Origin of the sequence: Pseudomonas entomophila (genome assembly GCF_023277925.1) — a bacterium.
GTDB classification, from domain to species: domain Bacteria; phylum Pseudomonadota; class Gammaproteobacteria; order Pseudomonadales; family Pseudomonadaceae; genus Aquipseudomonas; species Aquipseudomonas entomophila_D.
Genome location: NZ_CP063832.1, coordinates 3,276,490 through 3,297,691, shown reverse-complemented (window position 1 = coordinate 3,297,691; position 21,202 = coordinate 3,276,490). Strand labels below are relative to the sequence as shown.

At 63.2% G+C, this 21,202-nt stretch carries 23 protein-coding genes; 17 read left to right on the top strand and 6 right to left on the bottom strand.

The window, feature by feature from the left end; genetic code table 11:
- Positions 1-47: 47 nt before the first annotated feature.
- The 3 genes from IM733_RS14505 to IM733_RS14495 are packed head-to-tail and all read right to left on the bottom strand — an operon-like array spanning position 48 to position 3,593.
- A complete protein-coding gene (locus tag IM733_RS14505; protein WP_248917311.1) occupies positions 48-614 on the bottom strand; it encodes a cob(I)yrinic acid a,c-diamide adenosyltransferase in 567 nt (188 codons plus the stop codon).
- A 1-nt stretch (position 615) separates the two neighbouring features.
- Positions 616-2,637 carry an ATP-binding protein gene (locus IM733_RS14500; RefSeq protein WP_248917310.1) on the bottom strand — a complete coding sequence of 674 codons (2,022 nt, stop codon included), beginning with the start codon at positions 2,635-2,637 and terminating at the stop codon, positions 616-618.
- Positions 2,638-2,675: 38 nt separating this feature from the next.
- On the bottom strand, positions 2,676-3,593 hold the full coding sequence (locus IM733_RS14495; RefSeq protein ID WP_248917309.1) for a putative 2-dehydropantoate 2-reductase: 918 nt from the start codon (positions 3,591-3,593) through the stop codon (positions 2,676-2,678).
- 99 nt (positions 3,594-3,692) lie between these two features.
- Here IM733_RS14495 and IM733_RS14490 point away from each other — a divergent pair, with 99 nt between their 5' ends.
- The 3 genes from IM733_RS14490 (at position 3,693) to IM733_RS14480 (ending at position 6,537) form a co-directional block, all read left to right on the top strand.
- Positions 3,693-4,178, top strand: coding sequence for a YajQ family cyclic di-GMP-binding protein (locus IM733_RS14490; RefSeq protein WP_011535522.1), 486 nt, complete (start codon positions 3,693-3,695; stop codon positions 4,176-4,178).
- A 113-nt stretch (positions 4,179-4,291) separates the two neighbouring features.
- Entirely contained in the window at positions 4,292-5,131 is an 840-nt protein-coding gene (locus tag IM733_RS14485; RefSeq protein ID WP_248917308.1) for a mechanosensitive ion channel family protein, read from the top strand.
- Between the two features lie 161 nt (positions 5,132-5,292).
- Positions 5,293-6,537 carry an MFS transporter gene (locus IM733_RS14480; RefSeq protein WP_248917307.1) on the top strand — a complete coding sequence of 415 codons (1,245 nt, stop codon included), beginning with the start codon at positions 5,293-5,295 and terminating at the stop codon, positions 6,535-6,537.
- A 94-nt stretch (positions 6,538-6,631) separates the two neighbouring features.
- Here IM733_RS14480 and IM733_RS14475 read toward each other — a convergent pair whose 3' ends face one another.
- Positions 6,632-8,179 (bottom strand): AmpG family muropeptide MFS transporter, encoded by a 1,548-nt coding sequence (locus IM733_RS14475; RefSeq protein WP_248917306.1) that lies wholly within the window; start codon positions 8,177-8,179, stop codon positions 6,632-6,634.
- 43 nt (positions 8,180-8,222) lie between these two features.
- Positions 8,223-8,576, bottom strand: coding sequence for an MGMT family protein (locus IM733_RS14470; RefSeq protein WP_248917305.1), 354 nt, complete (start codon positions 8,574-8,576; stop codon positions 8,223-8,225).
- A gap of 153 nt (positions 8,577-8,729) precedes the next feature.
- On the opposite strand from IM733_RS14470, the gene IM733_RS14465 reads away from it, so the two are divergent.
- From IM733_RS14465 to groL, 5 genes are all read left to right on the top strand, one after another.
- Positions 8,730-9,737, top strand: coding sequence for a DUF481 domain-containing protein (locus tag IM733_RS14465; RefSeq protein WP_248917304.1), 1,008 nt, complete (start codon positions 8,730-8,732; stop codon positions 9,735-9,737).
- A 187-nt stretch (positions 9,738-9,924) separates the two neighbouring features.
- Positions 9,925-10,656 (top strand): HugZ family protein, encoded by a 732-nt coding sequence (locus IM733_RS14460; RefSeq protein ID WP_248917303.1) that lies wholly within the window; start codon positions 9,925-9,927, stop codon positions 10,654-10,656.
- A gap of 66 nt (positions 10,657-10,722) precedes the next feature.
- Positions 10,723-11,184, top strand: a complete 462-nt coding sequence (locus tag IM733_RS14455; protein ID WP_248917302.1) for an FxsA family protein — start codon at positions 10,723-10,725, stop codon at positions 11,182-11,184.
- A gap of 213 nt (positions 11,185-11,397) precedes the next feature.
- Positions 11,398-11,691, top strand: coding sequence for a co-chaperone GroES (locus tag IM733_RS14450; RefSeq protein WP_003260750.1), 294 nt, complete (start codon positions 11,398-11,400; stop codon positions 11,689-11,691).
- Between the two features lie 48 nt (positions 11,692-11,739).
- Positions 11,740-13,380 (top strand): chaperonin GroEL, encoded by a 1,641-nt coding sequence (groL, locus tag IM733_RS14445; protein WP_248917301.1) that lies wholly within the window; start codon positions 11,740-11,742, stop codon positions 13,378-13,380.
- A 112-nt stretch (positions 13,381-13,492) separates the two neighbouring features.
- Here the strand turns inward: groL and IM733_RS14440 are convergent, their stop codons facing one another.
- On the bottom strand, positions 13,493-14,221 hold the full coding sequence (locus IM733_RS14440) for a phosphatase PAP2 family protein (protein WP_248917300.1): 729 nt from the start codon (positions 14,219-14,221) through the stop codon (positions 13,493-13,495).
- 181 nt (positions 14,222-14,402) lie between these two features.
- On the opposite strand from IM733_RS14440, the gene colR reads away from it, so the two are divergent.
- The 9 genes from colR to IM733_RS14395 all read left to right on the top strand — a co-directional run bounded on the left by colR (position 14,403) and on the right by IM733_RS14395 (position 21,188).
- Positions 14,403-15,086, top strand: coding sequence for a two-component system response regulator ColR (colR, locus tag IM733_RS14435; protein ID WP_213658201.1), 684 nt, complete (start codon positions 14,403-14,405; stop codon positions 15,084-15,086).
- On the top strand, positions 15,076-16,404 hold the full coding sequence (locus tag IM733_RS14430; protein WP_248917299.1) for a sensor histidine kinase: 1,329 nt from the start codon (positions 15,076-15,078) through the stop codon (positions 16,402-16,404). The genes colR and IM733_RS14430 overlap by 11 nt, the downstream gene beginning before the upstream one ends.
- Positions 16,405-16,511: 107 nt before the next feature.
- Positions 16,512-17,192, top strand: a complete 681-nt coding sequence (locus IM733_RS14425) for a class I SAM-dependent methyltransferase (RefSeq protein ID WP_248917298.1) — start codon at positions 16,512-16,514, stop codon at positions 17,190-17,192.
- A gap of 6 nt (positions 17,193-17,198) precedes the next feature.
- A complete protein-coding gene (locus IM733_RS14420; protein ID WP_248917297.1) occupies positions 17,199-17,900 on the top strand; it encodes a lipopolysaccharide kinase InaA family protein in 702 nt (233 codons plus the stop codon).
- Positions 17,897-18,130 carry a hypothetical protein gene (locus tag IM733_RS14415; RefSeq protein WP_248917296.1) on the top strand — a complete coding sequence of 78 codons (234 nt, stop codon included), beginning with the start codon at positions 17,897-17,899 and terminating at the stop codon, positions 18,128-18,130. Before IM733_RS14420 ends, IM733_RS14415 begins: the two co-directional genes overlap by 4 nt.
- A 228-nt stretch (positions 18,131-18,358) precedes the next feature.
- Complete coding sequence (locus IM733_RS14410) at positions 18,359-19,006, top strand: FadR/GntR family transcriptional regulator (RefSeq protein ID WP_248917295.1); 648 nt, start codon at positions 18,359-18,361, stop codon at positions 19,004-19,006.
- A 13-nt stretch (positions 19,007-19,019) separates the two neighbouring features.
- Positions 19,020-20,294, top strand: coding sequence for a CynX/NimT family MFS transporter (locus IM733_RS14405; RefSeq protein WP_248917294.1), 1,275 nt, complete (start codon positions 19,020-19,022; stop codon positions 20,292-20,294).
- A 95-nt stretch (positions 20,295-20,389) separates the two neighbouring features.
- Positions 20,390-20,848: a nuclear transport factor 2 family protein gene (locus IM733_RS14400; RefSeq protein WP_248917293.1), complete on the top strand. Its 459-nt coding sequence runs from the start codon at positions 20,390-20,392 to the stop codon at positions 20,846-20,848.
- A 43-nt stretch (positions 20,849-20,891) separates the two neighbouring features.
- Complete coding sequence (locus IM733_RS14395) at positions 20,892-21,188, top strand: GIY-YIG nuclease family protein (RefSeq protein ID WP_248917292.1); 297 nt, start codon at positions 20,892-20,894, stop codon at positions 21,186-21,188.
- Positions 21,189-21,202: the final 14 nt, after the last annotated feature.

Sequence of the window (21,202 nt, the reverse complement as noted above, 5' to 3'; positions counted from 1 at the left end):
ACGGGCATGTGCAATCCCTGTAGGGGCCGGCTTACCGGCTAAGTTGTTCAGGCTTGTGGTTTTCCAGCCGGTTGCCACAACACTTCGGCCACCCCCTGACGTCGCCCGATGATTCGCGCCGCCACGAACAGCAGGTCCGACAGCCGGTTGATGTACGCCAACCCGACGCCCTCCAACGGCTCCACGGCATTCAACTGCTGGCAACGCCGCTCCGCGGCCCGTGCCTGGCTGCGGCACACATGGGCCTGGGCCACTAACGCCGAACCACTGGGCAGGATGAAGTTCTTCAGCGGCCCCAATTCTTCGTTCCATAGATCGATGGCCGCTTCCAGCCGTTCGACTTCCGCGACATTCAGTGCCTGATAACTGGGCATTGCCAGCTCGCCCCCGAGGTCGAACAAGCGGTGCTGACAGGGCGCCAATACCTCGAACACCTCAGTCAGCCCTGCGTCGGACAGCCCCGCCAGCAGCACCCCGAGCTGGCTGTTGAGGCTGTCCACCTCGCCGATCGCCTCGATGCGGGGATGGTCCTTGGGCACCCGGCGGCCATCGCCCAGTCCTGTTTCACCCTTGTCGCCAGTACGGGTGTAGATCTTCGACAGGCGATAGCCCATGTCATGCCTCCGTCTTGCTTGCGGCCGGCTGGCCGAGGGGCAGGCGCAGGGTGAAGCAGGTGCCCTGGCCGGGCGTGGACTGCACCTCCATCTGCCCCTTGTGGTTGTTGGTGATGATGAAGTACGAGACCGACAGCCCCAGGCCCGTGCCCTGGCCAATCTCCTTGGTGGTGAAGAAGGGTTCGAAGGTGCGCTTGCGCACCCCCTCGGGCATGCCGATGCCGTTGTCCTCGACCTGGATCTCCGCCCACGGCGGGTTGAGCCGGGTGCGCAGGATGATCCGCCCAGGCTCGCTGGGTTGCGGGCGCTGGTGGATGGCCTGGGCGGCGTTTTTCAGCAGGTTGAGCAGCACCTGCTCGAGCTCGTTGGCAGTGCAGGGCACCGGCCCGAGCGTCGGGTCGAACTGACGGACAATTGCCTGGCCCTTGAAGTCGAAACCGATGGTCAGGTCGAAGTCGTTGCCGGCGATCTCCACCGCCTGGTCGATCAGTGCCGGCAGCTCGCAGGGCACCAGCTGGCGGTTGCTGCGGCGGCTGAAGCTGAGCATGTGGGTGACGATCTTCGCCGCCCGCGCACCGGCCTGCTGGATGCCATCGAGCAGTTGTGGCACTTCGCGGCTGTCCAGGTAACGGTTCACGCTTGGCAGGTCGATACCCAGTTCGGCGGCCTGTTCCTGGTTACGTGCAAGCTCCGGTGACAGGCGCCTGCGGATGTTCTGCACGTTGTGCAGGATCGCCCCCAGCGGGTTGTTGATCTCATGGGCCATGCCTGCGGCCAGCCCGCCGACCGAGAGCATCTTCTCCGACTGCACCATCATTTCTTCGAGCGACAGGCGCTGGGTGATGTCGTCGATACGGATCACCACGCCGCGCCCGCCGCCGCCGGTCAACGGGTAGAAAGTCAGGGCGTAGTGGCGCAGGTCGTCATCCTTTGGCCAGGTGACCCGCTCGATCTTTGCCACCCGGTGTTTCTCCACACTTTCCTTGAGTTGCGGCAGGAACGGCTTCAGGGGCTCGAAGGCGAGGAAGATCGGCTGGTTCAGCGCTTCGTCCAGGGGCGTGCCGGAAAGCACCGTGGCCTCATGGTTCCACTGGGTGACATAGAGCTGCTCGTCGAGGGCGATCAGCGCCGAGGGCATGGAGTCGATGATGCTGTTGAGGTAGTTCTGGAAGCCCGTGAGCTTTTTCTCGATCTTGCTGCGCACCTGGACTTCCAGTTCCAGCTTGCGGTTGGTGTGGCGGGTTTCCTCGGCCAGGCCCTGGGCCTGGTCGTAGGCTGACTGGAACTCGTCACGGGTGCGCTTGAGCTGCTGCTCGCGGGCTTCGATGCGCGAGAGCATGGTGTTGAACGCCTCGGCCAGGCTACCAATCTCGTCGTCATTGCCGCGCTTGGCGCGCAGGGCGTAGCTCTCTTCGCGGGTGACCTGGCGCGTCAGTTCCTCGAGGCGGTTGATCGGCAGGGTGATCAGGCGCTTGATCTGGCGGGCGATGACCAGCCACAGCAGCACGCTGAACACCAGGATGGCCAGGCTGGCCGACAGGGTGCCGGTATAGAACGCGGTGGGCAGTTCGCTGCTGGCCACCAGTAGCAGGTGCGCGGGCGGGCCGCCATCGCGGGGCAGGCGGATCAGCTGGGTGCTGCGAAACTCCATGAGCCGCCAGCCGTCGATATTGCGAAAGCGCTTGGGCAGGGTGAGCGTGTCGCCGTGCTGAAGCTGTGCAAGCAGGCGGCCATCACTGGCATAGATGGCCGCGGCGCGCAGCTGCGAGTAGCTGTCGAGCTCCTTGAGCAGTGCGTTGGCGTTGTCTGGCGAGTCCCCGGCCTGCGAGGACAGTTGCGGGTTGGACACCAGTTTGCCGATGGTCTGCAGGGCCTGGGGCGCCATGCTGTCCTGGGTGATCCAGTAGGCGGCGCTGATGAACGCCAGGTTGGCCACCAGCAGGATGGTGACCAGCAGCACCAGCAAGGCCGCCAGCAGTTTCTGCCCGACCGGGAGGTTGTCCAGGCGTTGGCGCAAGGTCATGGGCAAGGCGGTTTCCATCTCCGTTGGGGTGGGTGGCATCAGGCGCTGGGCAGGCCGCGAGCCTTCAGGCTATCGACCAGGCGCTGGTGCAGGCGTTCCAGCCGGGGTACGGCCGCGCCATGGCGCTCAGCGGCGCGGCAGGCATGACCAAGCAGGTAGTGGACTTCGGTACGCCGGCCATGGCGAACGTCCTGGTACATGGAAGAGTAGTTGGCCGCAGTGGCGAGGATGACCCGTTGCACTTCCTCGTGCAGGTCGTCGGCGGCCTTGGGCTGGCCGCAGCGGCGCAGCAGTTCGGCCAGCTCGTCGCACAGCTGGTCGACTTCGGCCAGGTGGCCGAGCAGGCCGCCGTTCTGGCAGTCATGCAGCACGGTGAGCGGGTTGATCGCGCAGTTGAGCGCAAGCTTGCGCCACAGGCGGGGAAGGATGTCGACGCTCCACTCGGCCGGGATCCCGGCATCGCCCAAGTCACCCCACCAACCTGGTGTGGCGGGGTTGCCGGGGTCGCCCAGCCAGTTGAAACCCTGGCCGGCAAAACGCACCTGCCAGTCGGTTTCACGGAATGCGCCCTCAGTACTCGAGGCGAAGATGCAACGGGCGTGGGGTACCTGGTCGGCCACCTCGTCCTGGCTGCCCAGGCCATTCTGCAACAGCACGACGTGCGCACCATCGGCCAGGCGCGGGGCCAGCCGTGCTACAGCGGGGGCGGCGTCGTAGGCCTTGCAGGCGACCAGCAGGCGATGGATCGGGCCAGGCGCATCGCCGGTCTCGGCGGGAATCGCGTAATGACTGGCGTGGTCCTGTTCGACCAGGGTCAACCCGCCTGCGGCTTGATAGGCGGCCAGGCGCTGCGGATCGCGCAGGACCAGGCGGACCGCCTTGCCGGCGCGTGCCAGGCGGCAGGCCCAGAGGCTACCGAGGCTACCGGCGCCGAGAATGTGCCAGGTGCTGCTCATCTGCGTTTCGCAACCCGTTATAATGAGTCCGCATTTTAACCATCAAACCCGACGCGCTCCATCTTCAGACGAGCGCGCTTTCTTTTCTGGAGAACACCCATGCCTTCGTTCGACGTGGTATCGGAACTGGACAAGCACGAAGTGCAGAACGCTGTCGACAACGCCATCAAGGACCTCGATCGCCGCTATGACCTCAAAGGCAAAGGCACCTTCGAGTTCAAGGACAAGGAACAGACCGTGCTGCTGACCGCCGAGGAGGAGTTCCAGCTCGAAGCGATGCTGGAAATCCTGCGCCTGGCGCTGGTCAAGCGCAAGATCGACGTCAAGTGCCTGGAAACCAAGGACCCCTACGCCTCGGGCAAGGAAAAGAAACAGGAAGCCAAGTTCCGTGAAGGCATCGACAAGGACCTGGCCAAGAAGATCGTCGCTACCATCAAGGATGGCAAACTCAAGGTTCAGGCGGCCATCCAGGGCGAGCAGGTGCGTGTGACCGGCAAGAAGCGTGACGATCTGCAGGAAGCCATCGCCCTGCTGCGCACCAAGGAGTTTGACATGCCGCTGCAGTTCAACAACTTCCGCGACTGATCGTGCACCGGCCCGGAACCTTGATGGCGTAGTGATGTCCATCGGGGCCCAGGCCGCTTTCGTTTCGCGGCCTGCTTCACTGTGTACGTGCCGCTCGGCATCAGGAGAAAAATATGGATTTGAACGCTGAAGTCGATCAGCTGGTCCGTCAATCGCAGACCTGGATTCCCTTGATCATGGAGTACGGCAGCCGCCTTCTGCTGGCGCTGCTGACACTGGCCATCGGCTGGTGGATCATCAACAAGCTCAGCGCCCGCCTGGGCAAGCTGGTCGGCCTGCGCGCCGACGCGGCCTTGCAAGGCTTCATCAGCACCCTGGCCAATATCGTGCTGAAGGTGCTGCTGATGGTCAGCGTGGCTTCGATGATCGGTATCGAGACCACCTCGTTCGTCGCGGCCATTGGTGCGGCGGGCCTGGCTATTGGCCTGGCCTTGCAGGGCAGCCTGGCGAACTTCGCCGGTGGTGTGTTGATCCTGATGTTCCGCCCGTTCCGCATTGGCGACTGGATCGAGGCACAGGGCATCGCGGGTACCGTGGACAGCATCCAGATCTTCCACACCGTGGTGCGCACCGGTGACAACAAGACCGTGATCATGCCCAACGGCAGCCTGTCCAACGGCATCATCACCAACACCAACCGCCAGCCGACCCGCAAGGTCGTGTTCGACGTGGGTGTGGACTATGACGCCGACCTGCAGAAAGCGCGCAACGTGTTGCTGGAGTTGGCCCAGGACCCGCGCGTGCTGCAGGACCCGGCGCCGCAGGCGGTGGTTTCGACGCTGGGCGACAGCTCCATCACCGTGTCGCTGCGCATCTGGGTCAAGACCCCGGATTACTGGGACGTGCTGTTCATGCTCAACGAGCATGCCCGTGACCGGCTCAAGGCCGAAGGTATCGACATTCCGTTCCCGCAACGGGTGATTCGCGTGGTGCAGGAAGCAGCCGTTCAGTAATTACGCTTCATCGTCAGGGCCGCCACGGGCCCCTTCGCCGGCAAGCCGGCGAAGGCCCGTGGCGGCCCTGTTGTTTTCCATCCCATTACACTTGTTCACAGCCAACCGTCCGCCACATCTGGCATATACCCTGACTCCACTGTTCACACCCGATAGCCATCATGAAACCTCTGCTGTACATCACCCCCCTGCGCGCCTTGCTGTTCGGCCTGACCCTGGCGCTGTTCGAGTTGCTGACCTATCTGGCCAGCGACGCGGTCATGCCCGCCATGCCGGTGGTGGTCGACGACCTCAAGGCCAGCCCCCAATACATCCCTCACGCCCTGAACCTGTACCTGCTGGGCGGCGTGGTCCTGCAATGGCTGATCGGCCCGCTGTCCGACCGCTTCGGCCGACGGCCCTTGCTGTTGTCGGGGTGCGTGCTCTTCGGCGTGGCCTGCCTGGCGACTTTCTGGGCGGACGATATCGGTCTGTTCAACTTGCTGCGCCTGCTGCAGGGCATCGGCCTGGGCTTCGTGGTCACGGTGAGCTACCCGGCGTTGAACGAGGCGTTCAGCGAGGCCGACGCGGTGCGCATGATGGCCCTGCTGGCCAACATCGCCCTGCTGTCACCGCTGCTGGGGCCGTTGGTCGGTACCTTGCTGCTGGAGTGGCTGGACTGGCGCTGGCTGTTCGTCGCGTTTGCCGCAGGCGCGGTGTTGTGCTGGGTGCTGCTGTACCGGCTGATGCCTGAAACCCTGGGGGTGGAGCGCCGCGACGGCTCGCGCCTGCCGTTCACGCCGATCCACCTGCTGCCCTTGCTGGCCGGTTACGGCCAACTGCTGACCAACCGCCGTTTCGTCGCCGGCAGCGCGGCGCTGGGGCTGGTGGGCTTGCCGTTGATCGGCTGGATCGGCCTGTCGCCGGTGCTGTTGATCACCGACGAGGGCCTGAGCAGGATGGAGTACGCCTTGTGGCAGTTGCCGGTGTTCGGTGGGCTGATCCTGGGCAACCTGATCATCAACCGCATTGCCGATCGCTATCCGCTGCCTGCACTGGTACGTGGGGCGCTCCTGCCTTACCTGGCAGGCCTGGGCCTGATGCTCCTGGCGACCTGGTTCTGGCCGACGGTGCCCAGCGTGGTGGCCGGGATGTCGCTGTATGCACTTGGCCTGGGCGTTGCCAACGCGGTGCTGTACCGCATGACGCTGTTCTCCAGCGAGCAGAGCAAGGGCCTGGTGTCGGCGATGCTGGGGATGATCACCATCGCCTTGCTGGGGTTGGGCGGCGCCGTGCTGGCGATGCTGGGGGCGGGGGCGAGCTTGCTGCACTTTGCCCTGGGCGCTGGCGTGGCGGGCGCCTTGGCGCTGTGGCCGCTATGGTTCGTGGTGGGCCGGCGGCCTGGGGAAGAGGCTGTCGCACGATAAGCGAGTTGGCCTGGTTCGCCGGCAAGCCGGCTCCTACCGATAGGCGATACCTGTAGGAGCCGGCTTGCCGGCGAAGGGGCATGGCCCCTTTCGATCAGCTTTGTTCAGCCGCGGGGCTCTGCACCGGTGCCGGCTTTCCCCGCCCGATCTCCTGGCGCCAGTGCAAGGCGATCAGCACCAGCGTCGGTACGCCCAGCAGGGCGGTGATCAGGAAGAAATCGTGATAGCCGAACTTCTCCACCATCACCCCTGAATAGCCGCCGATCAGGCGCGGCAACAGCAGCATGATCGAGCTGAGCAGGGCGTATTGCGTGGCCGAGAACTTCAGGTTGGTCAGGCTCGACAGGTAGGCGACGAATGCCGAGGTGGCCAGCCCGGAGCTGAAGTTGTCCAGCGAGATGGTCACCACCAGCATCTCCAGGTTCGGGCCCATGTCGGCGAGCATCAGGAACAGGATGTTGGTGGCCGCCGAGGCCGCGCCGCCGATGAACAGGATCGGCAGGATACCGAAGCGCACAATCAGCAGGCCACCGATGCCGGCGCCGACCAGGGTCATGATCAGGCCGAAGATCTTGCTGACGCTGGCGATCTGGTCCTTGGTGAAGCCCATGTCGATATAGAACACGTTGGCCATCACGCCCATCACCGTGTCGGACATACGATAGGTGGCGATCAGCCCGAGCAGCAGCAGGGCCTGCCAGCGGTAGCGGGTGATGAAGTCGTTGACCGGGGTGAGCACCGGCGCCAGGCCGCGCCGCCCCATCGACGACAGGCAGAGCCAGGTCAGCAGTGCGTAGAGGATCAGGCGCAGGAAGGCGCGGTCCTCGAGCAGCAGGTCAAGCATGGTGGCGTCACCGAACACCACGCTGGCCCAGTCGGTGTTGTACATCTGGGTGAAACTGGCGGGCACCGACACCAGCAGGATGATCAGCACGAACACCGACACCAGCTGGTGCATCAGCCCGTAGCGTGCGGCCGACAGTTGGGTGCGCAGCGGTACCGGTGGTTCGCGCATCACCAGGGTGGTGAAGAGCGCGGGTAGCATCAGCACGCCGAACAGCACGTAGGTGCCGGTCCAGGCCTGGTGCAGGTAGCTGAAACCCGTGGAACCGAACCATTCGGCGAAGAACAGCGCACCGGCAGTGGCCAGCAGCGCGGCAACCCGGTAGCCGGCCATGTAGCTGGCGGCGAGGGCGGCCTGGCGTTGGTCGTCGGCGATCTCCAGGCGGTAGGCGTCGACGGCGATGTCCTGGGTGGCCGAAGCGAATGCCACCAGCACGGCAAGGGCGATCAGCCACGACAGGTGTTTTTGCGGGTCGCAGAAGCCCATGCCGATCAAGCCCACTACCACCAGCCCTTGCGACAGCAGCAGCCAGGATCGACGTCGGCCCATGCCACCCAGCAGCGGCAGGCGCCACTGGTCGAGCAGGGGCGACCACACCCATTTGAACGCATAGGCCAGGCCGATCAGGCTGGCGTAGCCGATGGTCTCGCGGGCCACGCCCGCCTCGCGTAACCACACCGACAGCGTCGAGAACACCAGCATGTACGGCAGGCCGGCGGCGAATCCGAGCAGCAAAAGCACCAAGGTTGACGGGCTGGCATAGGCAGCGAGCGCAGCGCGCCAGGTTTTACGGGGCATGGGCCAACATCTGCCTCAAGTTAGCGAAAACAAAGCGCGCACTCTAACCGCTGTGCTCCATCGGGCGCCAGCCATGGCGCGCCATATCCACACGATTATTGGTCAGGTTGACGCCTTCTGCGCGTAATCGGGCGCGTTGTTCGTCGCCCGATGGCGTGCCCAGGGCCAGGCTCAACCGCCCGCCAGCGCCAAGCACCCGATGCCAGGGCAGGCGGGTGTCGGCGGGTAGTTGCCCGAGGGTGCGGCCGACCCAGCGCGCCGCGCGGCCCAGCCCCGCCAGTTCGGCGAGTTGACCATAGCTGACCACCTTGCCCGGAGGGACTTGCCCCAGCACCGAATAAAGGGCCGTTCGTCGGGCCTCGGCATTCTCGTGGCTGAGGGGGGTGTCGCTGGCCATCAGACGACTCCTGACCTGTGGATGAAAACGGATGAACGGCGGCGGCTAATAGGAATTGAACTCGTCGGCATGACCTCGGTCTGTCCTTGCTCAAGTCGTGTCTATCCGGATAATGCCCGGCTTTTTTCGCCAAATCGAACCTGTAGTCCGCTTATGTATTCTAGAACCCTGCTGTGCCTCATCGCTGCTTCCCTCTGCGCTCCGGCGCTTGCCGACACCGTGTGGATGAAGAACGGAGACCGGCTCAGTGGCAAGATCAAGGTCTTCGACGGCGGCAAGCTGTTGCTGGAAACCCCTTATGGCGGCTCGATTGCCCTGGACTGGAAGCAGGTCAAGACACTGGAGAGCGATCAGGAGCTGCTGGTCAAGCAGGACGCCTACAACGGCGAGAAAGCCAAGTCGCTCAAGGCTGCGGAACCGGGCAAGGTGACCCTGGCCAACGGCGAGGCGCCCAAGATCGTCGAGCTGGCCAGCATCGAGCAGATCATGAAGCCACGGCCGCTGGTCGAGGACTTCCTGTGGAAAGGCAATGTTGATGTGGCGATGGACTACAAGCGCGCTGAAACCAACAGCGACGACTACGACGTCAGCTTCAAGACCACCGCCCGCCATGGCCGCTGGCGGCACAATGCCGAAGGCGAATACAACCGCGAGACCAAGGACGAGGTCACCACCACCAACAATTGGAGCGCCGAGTACGCCCTGGACCGCTTCATCACCGACAAGTGGTTCTGGCAAGGGCGCCTGGAGTACAAGCGTGACCAGATCGAGGACCTCGCCCGCCAGCGCACTGTCGGTACGGGTCCGGGCTACCAGTTCTGGGACGATGAACTGGGCGCATTCTCCCTGGGTTCGCTGATCAACCGCACCGATTTCGAATACCGCGACGGTGGCAAGGATAACTTCTATTCCGCCGCCGTGAAGTGGGATTACAACCGCTACCTGATCGGCAAACGGGTCGAGTTCTTCACCAATGGCGAGTTCGGCAAGCCGCTGGGCGGCGTTGCCGACTTCTCGCTCGATGCCGAGATGGGCCTGCGCTACAAGGTCACCGAGTGGGCCTCGCTCAACCTCAAGGCCGAGAAGGACCTGATCAAGGGCACGCGGGACAGTGACCTGGACAAGACGCGCTATACCGCTGGGTTCGGCGTAACCTGGTAGTCCTCTTCCATTGATCTGGTACGACGCCTGTAGGAGCGGCTTTAGCCGCGATCACCCGCAATGCGGGTGCCAGACACCGCGTTGCTCGCATCGCGGCTAACGCCGCTCCTACAAAAGCCCCAGTGGCAGGGCAGGGTGATAATGCTTATCTTGTCATCCATCGAATCGTTGCCAGGAGCCCACGCCAGTGAGTACCAACGCCCTCCGCCCCGCCCGGGAACTGCTGCTCAAGGAATACCGCGGCGTGCTCTCGACCCACTCCAAGTCCATGCCTGGCTACCCTTTCGGTTCGGTGGTCCCGTACTGCCTGGATGCCGAGGGCCATCCGCTGATCCTCATCAGCCGCATTGCCCAGCACACCCACAACCTGCAGAAAGACCCCAAGTGCTCGCTGCTGGTGGGGGAGCGTGACGCCGAGGATGTCCAGGCCGTCGGCCGCCTGACGGTCATGGCCGAGGCGCGCAAGCTGACCGACGAAGCTGTCATCGAAGCGGCGGCGGCACGTTATTACCGGTACTTCCCCGAGTCTGCGAACTACCATAAGGCCCACGATTTCGACTTCTGGGTGCTACAACCGGTACGCCATCGCTACATCGGTGGCTTTGGGGCAATCCACTGGCTCGACCAGGTCACCCTGGCCAATCCCTTCGCCGGCAAGGCTGAAGCGAGCATGATCGATCACATGAACAGTGATCACGCCAATGCCATCGCCCACTATGTCGAGTTGACCGACCTGCCTCGCACGGCGTCGGCGGAAATGGTCGGCATCGACAGCGAAGGCATGCACCTGCGTATCGGCCAGGGAGTCTACTGGCTGGCCTTCCCAAGCACCTGCAACACTCCGACACAAGTGCGTGAAGCCCTGGTTTTGCTGGCTCGTGCCGACCAATGGCCGGTAGCGGCTACAGCCGAGGGTTGAAAAGGGCAGGGCACGCATCCATCTGAAGGCCTTATAGGAAGATTCTCTTCCGTAGAGGAATGCTTGATGCGTGCTTTTCTATTGCTATTTCTGATTTTTCCGGTGCTGGAGCTGTTCGTCTTCGTCAAGGTCAGCGCCGCCATCGGTTTCTTCCCGGCGTTGTTGCTGATCATCGCCGGCTCCGCCCTGGGTGTGCTGGTGATGCGCGTGGCTGGCCTGGCCACCGCCCTGCGTGCCCGTGAAAGCCTGCAGCGCGGCGAACTGCCCGCCGAGGACATGTTCCAGGGCCTGATGCTGGCTGTCGGTGGTGGCCTGCTGCTGTTGCCGGGCTTCATCAGCGACGTGCTGGGTGTGCTATGCCTGTTGCCGTTCACCCGCCGCCTGGTGGCCGGCAAGTTGCGCCGCCGCGCCGAAGAGCAGACCCTGCGCCAGCGCGCGTTCCAGGATGACCCGTACCAGGCCCAGCCGCGTGACGGCGGCCATCGCCCGAACGTGATCGAGGGCGAGTACGAGCGTCGCGACAAGTAGCCCGCGATCGCGCCTTCAAAAAAATTTCCATTCGAAGCCTTGTAATTGATTTCACTGGCCTCATGTAGTGGTCACCGCAAGGTTTCCGGTGAGTTCACCGGGCATGACACACAGGGTTCGCGGAATGCGGGCCCTGACCGGCAACGCCGGACCGAATCAACCCGCCGGTGCTGACACCGGCCGATGAAAACCACAATTTGGGAGAGATCGACAATGAAGCTTCGTCCTCTGCATGACCGCGTCGTCATCCGTCGCAGCGAAGAAGAATCGAAAACCGCTGGCGGTATCGTCCTGCCGGGTTCGGCCGCTGAAAAACCCAACCGCGGCGAAGTCGTCGCCGTCGGCACCGGTCGCATCCTGGACAACGGCGAAGTACGCGCGCTGGCCGTGAAAGTGGGTGACAAAGTGGTTTTCGGCCCTTACTCGGGCAGCAACACCGTGAAAGTCGATGGCGAAGACCTGCTGGTCATGGCCGAGAACGAAATCCTGGCCGTCATCGAAGGCTGATTTCCCCGACTTCCCGTTACTCCAAAGAATTTCAAGGATTAAACGATCATGGCTGCTAAAGACGTAAAATTCGGCGATTCCGCTCGTAAGAAAATGCTGGTTGGTGTCAACGTTCTGGCTGACGCGGTAAAAGCGACCCTGGGCCCGAAAGGCCGTAACGTGGTACTGGCCAAGAGCTTCGGCGCCCCTACCATCACCAAGGACGGCGTTTCCGTCGCCAAAGAAATCGAGCTCAAAGACGCCTTCGAAAACATGGGCGCCCAGCTGGTCAAGGAAGTTGCTTCCAAGGCCAACGACGCTGCCGGTGACGGCACCACCACCGCTACCGTTCTGGCTCAAGCCATCGTCAACGAAGGCCTGAAAGCCGTCGCTGCCGGCATGAACCCGATGGACCTGAAGCGCGGCATCGACAAGGCCACTGCTGCCGTTGTTGCCGAGCTGAAGAACCTGTCCAAGCCATGCGCCGACTCCAAGGCCATCGCCCAGGTGGGTACCATCTCCGCCAACTCCGACAACTCCATCGGTGAAATCATCGCCGAAGCCATGGAAAAAGTCGGTAAAGAAGGTGTGATCACCGTTGAAGAAGGCTCGGGCCTGGAAAACGAACTGTCCGTCGTAGAAGGCATGCAGTTCGACCGTGGCTACCTGTCGCCGTACTTCGTCAACAAGCCAGACACCATGGTTGCCGAGCTGGAAGGCCCGCTGCTGCTGCTGGTCGACAAGAAAATCTCCAACATCCGTGAGCTGCTGCCAGTTCTGGAAGCCGTTGCCAAGGCCGGCCGCCCACTGCTGATCGTTGCCGAAGACGTAGAAGGCGAAGCGCTGGCTACCCTGGTAGTCAACAACATGCGCGGCATCGTCAAGGTTGCTGCCGTCAAGGCACCGGGCTTCGGCGACCGCCGCAAGGCCATGCTGCAGGACATCGCCGTCCTGACCGGCGGCCAGGTCATCTCCGAAGAAATCGGCTTGACCCTGGAAAGCACCACCCTGGAGCACCTGGGTAACGCCAAGCGCGTGATCCTGTCCAAGGAAAACACCACTATCATCGACGGTGCTGGCGTTGACGCCGACATCGAAGCACGCGTCAAGCAGATCCGTGCCCAGATCGAAGAAACTTCCTCGGACTACGACCGTGAGAAGCTGCAAGAGCGCCTGGCCAAACTGGCTGGCGGTGTTGCCGTGATCAAGGTCGGTGCTGGCACCGAAGTCGAAATGAAAGAGAAGAAAGCCCGCGTTGAAGACGCCCTGCACGCCACCCGCGCAGCCGTCGAAGAAGGCGTGGTGCCTGGCGGCGGTGTGGCCCTGGTTCGCGCCCTGGCTGCCATTGCCGACCTCAAAGGCGACAACGAAGAGCAGAACGTCGGTATCGCCCTGCTGCGTCGCGCCGTCGAAGCGCCGCTGCGTCAGATCACTGCCAACGCCGGCGACGAGCCAAGCGTTGTCGCTGACAAGGTCAAGCAAGGTTCGGGTAACTTCGGTTACAACGCCGCTACCGGCGAGTACGGCGACATGATCGAGATGGGCATCCTGGACCCGGCCAAGGTCACCCGTTCGGCCCTGCAAGCCGCGGCTTCGATCGGCGGTCTGATGATCACCACCGAGGCCATGGTTGCCGACCTGCCGGAAGACAAGCCAGCTGCTGGCATGCCTGACATGGGCGGCATGGGTGGCATGGGCGGCATGATGTAAGCCAGCCTTACCCCCCTGCTTCAAGCAAAAAGCCCCGCCTAGTGCGGGGCTTTTTGTTGATACCAATCCATCGCGGACAATTCCGCTCTTGCAGGAGCGGATTCATCCACGATCAGGCGACGCTGTTCTGTGGCGCTGCCGCCACCGCCACCCCCCGGCGATACAGCACCAGGTAATACGACCCCAACCCGATCAACCAGCAGAACACCGCCGTCCACACGTTGTGTGACAGAAAGTGCGCCCCCTGCATCATCCGCCCGACCGACAACACCGAGCCGGCCACGAACGCCAGCGCCAGGGCCGCCCGTGCCAGGCGCGGACGCCGGTCGCGCAGCATGAAGAACAGGCCGAACAGGCAGAAACCGGTCGCTGCATGACCACCCGGCCAGCACAGCCCAGGTTTGTCGGTGGGTGGGCGCGGTTCCAGCAGCTTGCTGTAGGTTTCCTTACCTCCGTACTGGGTCAGGCTCCAGGGGCACTGCACCTGGGTTACTTTCTTCAAGGGCGTGACAAAGGCCGTCGACAGCCCTAGCGCCAGCACCAGGCAGCCCAGTTCACGGCGCCAGCCGAACAGCTGCTTGCAGAAGAAACTCGCGGCGAACCCGACCATGGCGATCAGCCCAAAGGCGATTACCCCTTGCTTGACTCGGTCGTGCAGCACGGTCTCCAGCAGATAACTGTGACGGCCGATGAATTCACCGGCGGCCTGGTCGAAGAACAGGTCGGCGACGTCGAGGTCCAGCGAGGTCCATTCGAGCAGGATCAGGGCCACGGCCATAAACAAAGGGATGCCCAGGTACAGCCATGGGTTGATCGGGCGAGGGCGAAGGGTTTCCGGCATGACAGCTCCAGAGGACTGAAAAAGACCGGGCATTGTCGGGCGCCCGCTATCCTGTGTCCGTGAAGGATCAGTGAAAAATCTGTCAAGTTCGGCGATTTCTCCTCGGGGCTGGCACGGCGCGGGCGATGGCCTTAAGCTGCGCCTGCCGCGCCGCGAGCGAAGCGCCGCACAGGAGACCCCGATGCGCATTCTTTTGGTTGAAGACAACCGCGATATCCTGGCCAACCTGGCCGACTACCTCGGTATGAAGGGCTATACCGTCGACTGTGCCCAGGACGGTCTTTCCGGCCTGCACCTGGCCGCCACCGAACACTACGACCTGATCGTGCTCGACATCATGCTCCCCGGCATCGATGGCTACACGCTGTGCAAGCGCCTGCGCGAGGATGCGCGCCGTGATACCCCGGTGATCATGCTCACCGCCCGCGACCAGTTGGACGACCGCCTGCAAGGGTTCCGCTCCGGTGCCGACGATTATCTGCTCAAGCCGTTCGCCCTGTCCGAGCTGGCCGCGCGCATCGAGGCCGTGTTGCGCCGTGCCCAGGGTGGCGGTCGGCGTACGTTGCAGGTCGCCGACCTGAGCTACGACCTCGACACGCTGGAGGTCACGCGCCAGGGCCGTCTGCTCAAGCTCAACCCGGTTGGCCTGAAGCTGTTGGCCGTGCTGATGCAGAAGAGCCCTCACGTGTTGCGCCGCGAAGTGCTGGAGGAAGCCCTGTGGGGCGATGACTGCCCGGACAGCGACAGCCTGCGCAGCCACGTCCACCAACTGCGCCAGGTGATCGACAAACCCTTCGAGAAAGCCCTGCTGCATACCGTCCATGGCGTCGGCTATCGCCTCGCCGAGGGCCGCGATGGAGTTTAAGCAGAGCCTTGCCCAGCGCATCATCATCGCCTTTGCCTTGATGAGCGCATTGGTGGCCGGGGCGTTTGCCTTCGGTATCGTCGCCACCGTCCACCTGGTTGAAGAACGGTTGATTTCATCGGTGCTCGGTGGCGACCTGCAGCGCCTGCTGCGCATGGACAGCGTCAGCGACTGGAGCCATCGGCCGCGGCCGGACCAGTTGTTCTACTTCAGCGGCGGGCGCGATGACTTCGAGCTGCCCAAGGACTTGCGTCACCTCGATGCGGGCTTCCATGAAGTGTTCCGCGACCAGTTGTCGTACCACGCCATGGTTGAAATCGTCGATGGTCGCCGGTATGTACTGCTGCAGGACCAGAGCGACTTCGAGGAGCGCGAGCGGGTACTGTTCGCGGTGGTGGTGGTCGGCTTCGTGCTCAGCCTGGCACTGGCGGTGATCCTTGGTTGGCTGTTGGCCCGCCGGGTGATGGCGCCGGTAATCCGGCTGGCCCGTCAGGTCCGCCATCGTGATCAGTTGCTCGGGTTGGCGCCACCCTTGGCGCCGGACTACGCCGCCGATGAGGTTGGTCAACTGGCGGTGGCGTTCGACGACACCCTGGGGCGCCTGCGCGATGCGTTGACCCGTGAGCGGCTGTTCACCAGTGATGTCAGCCATGAACTGCGCACACCGCTGATGGTGCTGGCCACCTCCTGTGAACTGTTGATGGAGAACCCGAACCTGGACAGCCGTTCGCGCAGCCAGGTCGAGCGAATCGCCCGGGCCACGGAAGAGATGCGCGAACTGGTCAAGACCTTCCTCATGCTTGCCCGTGCCCAGCGTGATGAAGGTGCGGTGGCCTCCCGTGCGACCCTGCGTGAAGTCGCCGATGACCTGACCGGCGTTTGGCGCGACACCATCGAGCAGAAGGGCCTGGCGCTGCACTACGATGGCCGGGCCGGCGCCAGCCAGGTGTTGTACAACGCCACGTTCCTGCAATCGGTGATGGGTAACCTGTTGCGCAACGCCGCCCACTACACCGACAGTGGCTACATTCGACTGAGCCTCGAGCCCGCAGGCTTCAGTGTCGAGGACAGCGGTGTGGGGATTCCCGAGGAACAGCGCGAAGCAATGTTCCGGCCGTTCGTGCGTGGTGACGAGCGTCGCGGCGAGGGGCTGGGGTTGGGCCTGTCGCTGGTTCAACGCATCTGCGATGACCAGGGCTGGCGGGTCACCCTGACGACCACGCTACCCCATGGCTGCCGTTTCCAGGTGGACCTGAGCCAGGGGAAAACGGCGAATCTGGATACGGATGGCGGCGAACAGGCATCGATCGCTGATTAAACTCTTGTAACATCTACGTGTCGCACTGACAGAATTTTCACATCCGCATGACCTGACGCCAACGCTTGCCTACCTAAGGTGGGCGCATTGGAGTCAGGAGATGCCTCATGCGAAGCCCTATCAAACTAGAATTCTCCGACAAGTACGACCGGGACCATGCCCAGGAATATTTCCGCAAGCACCAGGATGGTTTGGCCCGTCGTTTGTCGCACCAGCGTGATGAACAACTGGCCCGTCGTGCCTTGACCCTTGCCGGGGAGCCTGGGCTGGTCCTGGACCTGCCTTGCGGTGCCGGGCGCTTCTGGCCTTTGCTGGCGGAAAAGCCCAACCGCGTGATCATCGGGGCCGACAATTCTGCGGCGATGATCGAGACAGCTTGTGCGGCGCAACCGCCAGAGGTGGTGGCACGGGTACGGCCTTTGCAGACTTCAGCTTTCGCTATTGATCTGCCGGACAATTCGGTAGACAGCATCTTCTGCATGCGTTTGTTCCACCATATCGGCGATCCTGTTCATCGGCAGACTATTCTTTCTGAATTTCAAAGAGTTAGCCGCGATAGCGTGATCTTGTCGCTGTGGGTGGATGGTAATTTCAAGGCATGGCGGCGTAGAAAGCTGGAAGCACGGCGTAGCCTGCGGACGGGGCAGGACAGTTACCAGAACCGATTTGTGTTACCAGCGGCTACAGTAGAAGAAGAATTTGTTTCAGCCGGATTCAAAATTCAGGAGCGACTCGACTTCCTGCCGTTCTATGCCATGTGGCGAGTGTACGTATTGCGCAAAGGGTAGGTATTGATGGCAGTGGCCCAGAGAGAGACCAGGCAGTTCGATTATTACTGGCAGCAGCAAGGGGAATGGGTCGAGGAACCCAACCAGCGGCGCGGCGGCGAGAGTGGTGTGCAGCGGTTGTCCACGGAAGGTGGGCAGACGCTTTATGCCAAGCGTCAGGTTGGCCATATCTACCGCAGCCTGATGCACCCGTTTGGTCGGCCCACGGTCTTGCGAGAGCTCGACGCACTGAACAGTTTCGAGCAACTGGGTGTACGCGTACCGCGGATCGTCTACGCCGGCGCCGAGCGTGACGCCGATCATCAGTGGCGGGCCTTGCTGGTCAGCGAGGCGCTGGATGGTTTCGTCGAGCTCGACGCCTGGCATGCTGGCGGTGCCCGCGAGCGGTACCCGCAAGCGGTGCATGAGCGCATGCTCAAGGACCTGGCTGACAACTTGGCGCGCATGCACCTGGGGCATTGGCAACATGGCTGCTTGTACGGCAAGCATGTGTTCGTGAAGGTGATCGGCGAGGGTGAACAGGCCCGTGTCGAGGTTGCGCTGCTCGACCTTGAGAAGTGCCGGCGGCGTATCCGTTGCCAGCGTGCGGCGTACAACGACTTGCGTCAGTTACGTCGCCATTCGTCGTTGAACGAGGCGGAGTGGCGCAGCCTGCTCTATTTTTACCAGATGGCGTTTGGCAGCGCTGTCAAAGGGTTAGAGCAATGAAACTAGAAATCGCTCGAGCTTTGTTTTTCATCGGGGCGCTGGGGGTCACCACGGTGGCCGCGGCTGCCTGGGAGCAACCCAGGCCGATGGTGTTCAGCAAGGCCGAGGTAGGTGGCGCTTGTCCGTTGCCACGGGTGGCGGTCAAGCCCGGGCAGGCGCGGGTCGAGCCAGACCATGATTTGTTGTTGTTTCTGTTTGGGATGAGGCAGGGGTTGCGGCCTTTCGGTTGACGTTGTTCGGCGCAAAGTTTGTAGCGCCTGTGAAATCCAGCGCCGCCCGCGCGGCGCATCGCGGGTGAACCCGCTCCTACCTTTGTGGCAACGTGGCTTGCCTGATCGGCCATGGTTGTTCTTCTTGCCTTGTCCCACGCGACTTCCCAGCTAGCCCTTGCCCCAATTCCCCCAAACCCGTTATCGTCCACCGTCGCGATAAATTCATCCGATGATTGGACTTAATGCATGTCCCCCCTGATCAAACGCTCCCTGGTGGAACAAGCCGTCGACCAGCTCCGCGATCGCATCGCCAAGGGCGCCTGGTCGGTAGGCCAGCGCCTGCCCACCGAACCCGAACTGGCCAGCGACCTCGGTATCAGCCGCAATACCGTTCGCGAAGCCATGCGCGTCCTGGCCTTCAGCGGCCTGGTAGAGATCCGCCAGGGCGACGGCAGCTACCTGCGCACGGCCCAGGACCCGCTGCAGGCTGTCCAGGCCATGTCCAACTGCACCCTGGAGCATGCCCGCGAGACCCGGCACATTCTCGAAGCCGAAGCCATCGCCCTGGCCGCCCTGCGTCGCAGTGAAGAGGATCTGTGCGACCTGCGCCAGGCCCTGCAGCACAGTGCAGGCCATTTTCACGGTGACCTGGACACCTACGTCGCCTGCGACCTGGTGTTCCATCAACGCCTGGTCGACGCCGCCCACAACCCGGCGCTCAGCGAGCTGTACCGCTATTTCTCCGGTGTGGTGGCCGCAACCCTGCAGCACAACATGGGTGACGTCCCCCGCAGCCAGGCCGTGCTTGACCTGCACTGGGACATCCTCGACGCCATCGAGCAACGTGATCCGCAACGGGCCAAGCGCCTGAGCCGGACCCTCATCGAATCCTGACAGGAAGTTGGTCATGCAACAGACCCGGAACACTCACCCCCGCGAAGCGGAACTCGATGAGTTGTTGATCGACGCCGAAGCCGATGACGAGCAGGTCCAGCAGCACCCGGCAGCGGTACATCGCCCCTGGCTGCTGTTGCTTGGGCTGGTGTTGGTGGCGCTGAACCTGCGCCCGGCGCTGTCGAGCATGGCGCCGGTGCTTGGCCAGGTTGCCGAAGGGCTGGGGCTCAATGCCTCCCAGGCCGGCCTGCTGACGACGTTGCCGGTGCTGTGCCTGGGGCTGTTCGCACCGCTGGCGCCAATACTTGCGCGGCGATTCGGTAGCGAGCGGGTGATCCTCGGCATCCTCCTCACCCTGGCACTGGGCATTCTCGTGCGCAGCACGCTCGGGGTGGCCGGCGTCTTTCTCGGCAGCCTGATGGCAGGGGCGAGCATCGGTATCATCGGGGTCTTGCTGCCGGGTATCGTCAAGCGTGATTTTCCACGGCATGCCGGCACCCTGACAGGGGTCTACACCATGGCTTTGTGCCTGGGGGCGGCCATGGCCGCAGGGGCGACGGTGCCGCTGGCGCAGCACTTCGACGGTAGCTGGGCCGTGGGCCTGGGGGCCTGGATGATACCGGCGTTGCTGGCCATGCTGCTGTGGCTGCCCCAGGCCCGCCAGGGGCATGGCCTGCACAAGGTCGCCTACCGTGTGCGCGGCCTGTGGCGCGATCCACTGGCCTGGCAGGTGACCCTGTACATGGGGCTGCAATCGTCGTTGGCCTATATCGTGTTCGGCTGGTTGCCGTCGATCCTGATCGGGCGCGGCTTGAGCCCCATCGAAGCCGGGCTGGTGCTGTCCGGCTCGGTGATCGTGCAACTGGCAAGCTCACTGAGCGCACCTTGGCTTGCGACCCGTGGCAAGGACCAGCGCCTGGCCATCGTGGTGGTGATGCTGGTGACCCTCGCTGGGTTGTTCGGCTGCTTGTATGCGCCCGTCGAAGGGCTTTGGGGCTGGGCGGTGGTGCTCGGGCTAGGGCAGGGCGGTACCTTTGCCCTGGCGCTGACCTTGATCGTGCTGCGCTCGCAGGATGCCCACGTGGCTGCCAATCTGTCGAGCATGGCCCAAGGGGTGGGGTACACCTTGGCATCGATGGGGCCGTTCGCCGTGGGGCTGGTGCATGATGTCACGGGCGGCTGGGGCGCGGTGGGGTGGATCTTCGCGGTATTGGGGGCGGGGCCAATCGTGTTCGGGCTTGGCGCCGGGCGGGCGCTGCATGTCGGGGTCGTCAGCGAAAAACGCTGAAGCGGGCCTGTTCACCATTCATGGCGCAAATGGAGATGGCGCCGTGGCGAGGGTGGGATTATGGTGCGTTTTTCGACCCTACCACGGACCCGCCCATGAGCGATGCCAACAGCGCCTTGATCACCCGTTTCTACCAAGCGTTCCAGCGCCTGGACGCCGAGGCCATGGTGGCCTGCTACAGCGACGATGTCGTATTCAGCGATCCGGTCTTCGGCACCTTGCGTGGCCAGGATGCAGGTGACATGTGGCGCATGCTCACCTCCCGCGCCAAGGACTTCACCCTGACCTTCGACAATGTTCGCAGCGACGGCGCGCATTGGGTCGCCACCTATCTGTTCAGCCAGACCGGCCGTGTGGTGGTCAACGACATCCAGGCGCGTTTCGTGATCCGTGACGGGTTGATCTGCCAGCATGACGACCGTTTCGACCTGTGGCGCTGGTCGCGCCAGGCATTGGGTATGCCTGGCGTACTGCTGGGCTGGACACCGATGCTGCAAAACAAGGTGCGTCAGCAGGCGTTCAAGGGTTTGCGCGCATTCCAGCAGGCGCGTTGAGCGGGTAAGCTGACGGCCATCTTCAGCTGTATCGAACCGAGCCGTGAGCGAGACACCCATCACCCCCGAGTGCAAGCCTTGGTACGTTTACCTGGTGCGGGCTGCCAATGGTTCGCTGTACTGCGGGATCAGTGACGATCCGCAGCGGCGTTTCATCAAGCATCAGAAGGGGCAGGGGGCGCGGTACTTCAAGACCAGCCCGGCGCAGGCGCTGGTCTATGTGGAGCAGTGGCCCGACAAGGGTGAGGCATTGCGCCAGGAGCGGCTGGTGAAGAAGCTGCGCAAATCGGCGAAGGAGGCGTTGGTTGCCTCCTACGCCAGTGCATGCACCATCCTGTAGGAGTGGCTTTAGCC